Here is a 3,617-nt window from a genome sequence, read left to right as displayed (position 1 = left end):
CCCGCCCGCGTCCTCCGACAGGTCGGGCGCGGCGGTGGTGGTCTCCGCGATCCCGAAGTTGGCCACCCCGGAGGTCATCGTCAGGCGCAGCCCGGCGAGGCTGCCGCGGGCGCCGGCGCCGGACCAGGCGTCGACGGAGATCAGCTTGTCGGCGCCTCCGAAGGCGTAGGAGGCCTGGCGCAGGACGCCGGAGCCGCCGGTGTCGCCGCAGCGGGCGGTCTGCCCGGGGAAGATGACCTGGATGCTGCGGATGCCGACCTCGTCGTACCAGACGTCGATCCGGGAGGCGTAGGGGGAGTCGGTCTTGGGCTGGTAGTCGAACGGGAGCGGGTTCTCCCGCGCGGTGGTGAGGTAGCGCAGCAGCGTCCCGTCGAGCTTGAGGACCCAGTAGTCCCCGGCGGCGGCCGAGACGACGGCTGCCGCACCCGTCAGCTCCTTGAGGGGGCCGTTCGCGGGTCGGACCCACTTCGCCGCGCCCGACTCCAGCACGAGGGCGACGCTGCTGTCGGGGGTTTTGAGCATCGCCCAGAGCGAGCCGTCGGCGGCGGCGTTCACACGCTGCACGATTCCCGCGCTCCGCTCCTGCCAGCCGGTGGCGTTGCGCTCGTAGGTCTTGCCCTGCCGGTAGTACCAGACCTTGCTGCCGGTGGCGGCAACCTCGTCGGCCTCGACGTTCAGGTTCGTCCAGGTACCGGTATGGGCACGCTGCCAGAGCGTGTTGTCCAGGCCGACGAGGTAGAGCGTGTCGTCCGCGCCGCAGGCCAGGCTCAGCCCCTGCCAGTCCTGCACGTCGGCGGCCTTCCAGGCCGTCCCGTTGAAGTGCACGAGCTTCTTGTCGGCCCGCAGCCCCCAGAGGATCTCCTTGCCCGGCATGATGCGGTTCAGGCCGCCGCTGGGCAGGCCGGTGGTGGGTATCGGGTTCCACCGCCGGCTGGCGGGGTCGAAGCGCACCGGGCTGCCGTCGGCCTTGCGCACCCCGTACACGCCCATGGGGCCGCCGGCGATGTCGACCAGGTCGACGCCGTCGAAGGTCTGCTCCTGGAGCGCCTCCGGGGCGGTGAGCGCGTCGAGTTTGCGCACTGCGGTGTCGAACGGGTTCGCCGCCCGGATCTTCGCTCCCCAGTCGGCCGGCGCGACCGAGGCGAGGACCTCCTTGTACCGCTGGAGGCTGGAGTAGGTGAAGGTCAGTTCCTGGAGCGGGATGAACAGGCAGCGTTCCAGCTTCGTCGGCCTGGTCGTGACGCTGTAGACCTGCACGACCTCGTAGTACTGCACCGACATCGCGTGCATGTGGTTGTAGTTGGTGACGACCCGGGTCATCACCTGGTCCTTCTCCGACTGCGAGGTCTCGCGCACCACCGTCATGTTGCGGCTGCGGGCCGCCGTCGCCAGCTGCTGGGTGCGCGCGCTGATGCGCTGCGACGCCTCGTCCGCCACCGTCTTCACCCCGGTCGAGCGGGAGACGGCCGTCGAGAAGGCGCTGTTCTCCGACGCGCTCCAGTTCGCGCCGATCCCGCCGAGCAGCCCCGCGAAGCCGATGCTGCCGCCGCCGCTGGAGGACTTGCTGCGCTGCGCCGCCGAGGAGTCGCCGTACTGCTCCTCGCGGGCGATCGCGTTGGCGACTTCGCTGATCGAGCGGTTCTGGTCGGTGGTGGAGGACAGGGTGTCGGCCTCGGTGGTCTTCTCCGTGCCGGTGGCCTTCGTGGTGTTCTGCCAGTCGACGACCGCGACCTTCGTGCTCTCCCCGGGCGCGAGGGCGAGGCTGTGCAGCAAGCGGCCGAGCGTGACGCCCTGGGCCGACCAGCTCTGCTCGGTGGTGACGACCATGCCCTCGGCGGGCTTGTCGTAGAACGGGAGGTTCTCCTCGCCGAGGTCGATCGCGCCGGTCAGCTTGCGGGCCGGCTTCGCGTTGGGGATGTCGGTGAGCACCACCGACTGGTACCGGACGATCTCCGTCGGGTAGTTGCCGGTGGTCGGCAGCAGGTCCTTGGGCGTCGCGCCGTCCAGCGACGCCTTGTCCACCTCGTACCCGGGCGACGCACCCGTACCTGCCGGGGTGGTCGTGCTCGCCGGGGTGGTGGCGGCTGTTCCTGTGCTCGCGGTGGTCATCACGAATCCCGTCTGCGGAGAGGATGAGGGTGGAGCGGCACGGCACCGGGCACCAACTGCCCCTGGTGCCAAGGCGAATGACGCCTTCCGGGTCGCGAACCTACACAGCGCGATCACAGCAGCGACACACTTTGACGAGAATGGCCAGAAACAGTGCCCGAACGAACGACCCTCCCACACCACGCGCCGAAGACCCCACCCGCGTGGCGGGGAGGAGGTACAGCCTGGTGCCCTCCTGGACGAACCGGGCAGCCTACCTTCGGAGTTCCAAACCTCTTTCTGAAACGATCAGTGAGCCGCCGGGCGGAAGGTGCGGCGGTAGGCCTGGGGGCTGACGCCGATCGCCGTCTGGAGGTGCCGGCGCAGGGAGGCGCCGGTGCCGAGGCCGGAGCGGCGGGCGACCAGGTCGACGGGCCAGTCGGTGGTCTCCAGGTGGTGGCGGGCGAGGTCGACGCGCTGGCGGGTGAGCCACTGGCCGGGGGTGCTGCCGGTCTCCTCGCGGAAGTGGCGGGAGAAGGTGCGGACGCTGGTGTGGGCGTGCGCGGCGAGGTCGGCGACCGTCAGGGGTTCGGCGAGGCGTTCCATCGCCCAGGCCCGGGTGGCGGCGGTGCCGGAGTTGCCGGCGGCGTTCGGTTCGGGGACGGGGCGTCGGATGTACTGGGCCTGCCCGCCCTCGCGCCATGGCGGGACGATGCAGGAGCGCGCCACGTCGTTGGCGATGCGGCTGCCGTGGTCGCGGCGGACCAGGTGCAGGCACAGGTCGATGCCGGCGGCGACCCCGGCGGAGGTGAGGATGTCGCCGTCGTCGACGAACAGGACGTCGGGGTCGACGCGGGTCGTGGTGAACATCCGCTGCAGACGGTCGGCCTCGCCCCAGTGCGTGGTGGCGGGCCGGTGGTCGAGGAGCCCGGCGGCCGCCAGCACGTAGGCGCCGGTGCAGATGCCGACGATGCGGGTGCCGGGGCGGATGCCGGCCAGTGCCTCGCGCAGCGCGTCCGGCAGACGGCCCTCCTCGCGGATCGGGCCGAGCCCGTGCGAGGGCGGGAGGACCACGGTGTCGACCGCGCCGAGGAGCGCGGCGTCCTGGGAGACGGCGAGGGCGTAGTCGGCGGCGGTGTGGACCGGGCCGCCGTCGAGGCTGCACGTGGTGACGGTGTAGAGCGGGCGGCCCGCCTCGTCGCGGGCGGCGCCGAAGATCCGCGCGGGGATGCCGAGCTCGAAGGGGACGACGCCGTCCAGGGCCAGTACGCCGACATGGTGCATGGCCGGATCCTTTCACTCCGTGGCCGTCGCGCCACCACCAGGGACCCTCTCGTACCGGCAGTCTGACGACGTGTCCGAACAACCGGCGCACACGGAACCCGACGGGACCGCACGGAACCCCGCGGAACCGACGAAATCCAGGAGAAGAGAACATCCCAATGCCGTTGTCAAGCCGCCGCGGTGACTGGTGGTGTTGCCTGGTAGCACGCTCCGTCGCGGATCATCGCCCACAGGACGTTCACTCG

General features: G+C 71.1%; 2 protein-coding genes. Both read right to left on the bottom strand.

The window, feature by feature from the left end:
- The coding region (locus ACIBEC_RS47675) for a hypothetical protein (RefSeq protein WP_360510280.1) at positions 1-2,109 on the bottom strand (2,109 nt) is incomplete at its 3' end.
- A 288-nt stretch (positions 2,110-2,397) separates the two neighbouring features.
- Positions 2,398-3,372, bottom strand: coding sequence for a helix-turn-helix domain-containing protein (locus tag ACIBEC_RS47670; RefSeq protein ID WP_360510282.1), 975 nt, complete (start codon positions 3,370-3,372; stop codon positions 2,398-2,400).
- Positions 3,373-3,617 lie beyond the last annotated feature (245 nt).

Source organism: Kitasatospora sp. NPDC051164, from assembly GCF_044455625.1.
Taxonomy (GTDB): Bacteria; Actinomycetota; Actinomycetes; order Streptomycetales; family Streptomycetaceae; genus Kitasatospora.
This window is presented reverse-complemented; position numbering and strand designations above follow the sequence as displayed.

What these genes read in the sequence shown, in the direction of transcription:
- ACIBEC_RS47670 (WP_360510282.1), bottom strand. Translation starts at nt 3,372, where the DNA reads ATGCACCATGTCGGCGTACTGGCCCTGGACGGCGTCGTCCCCTTCGAG.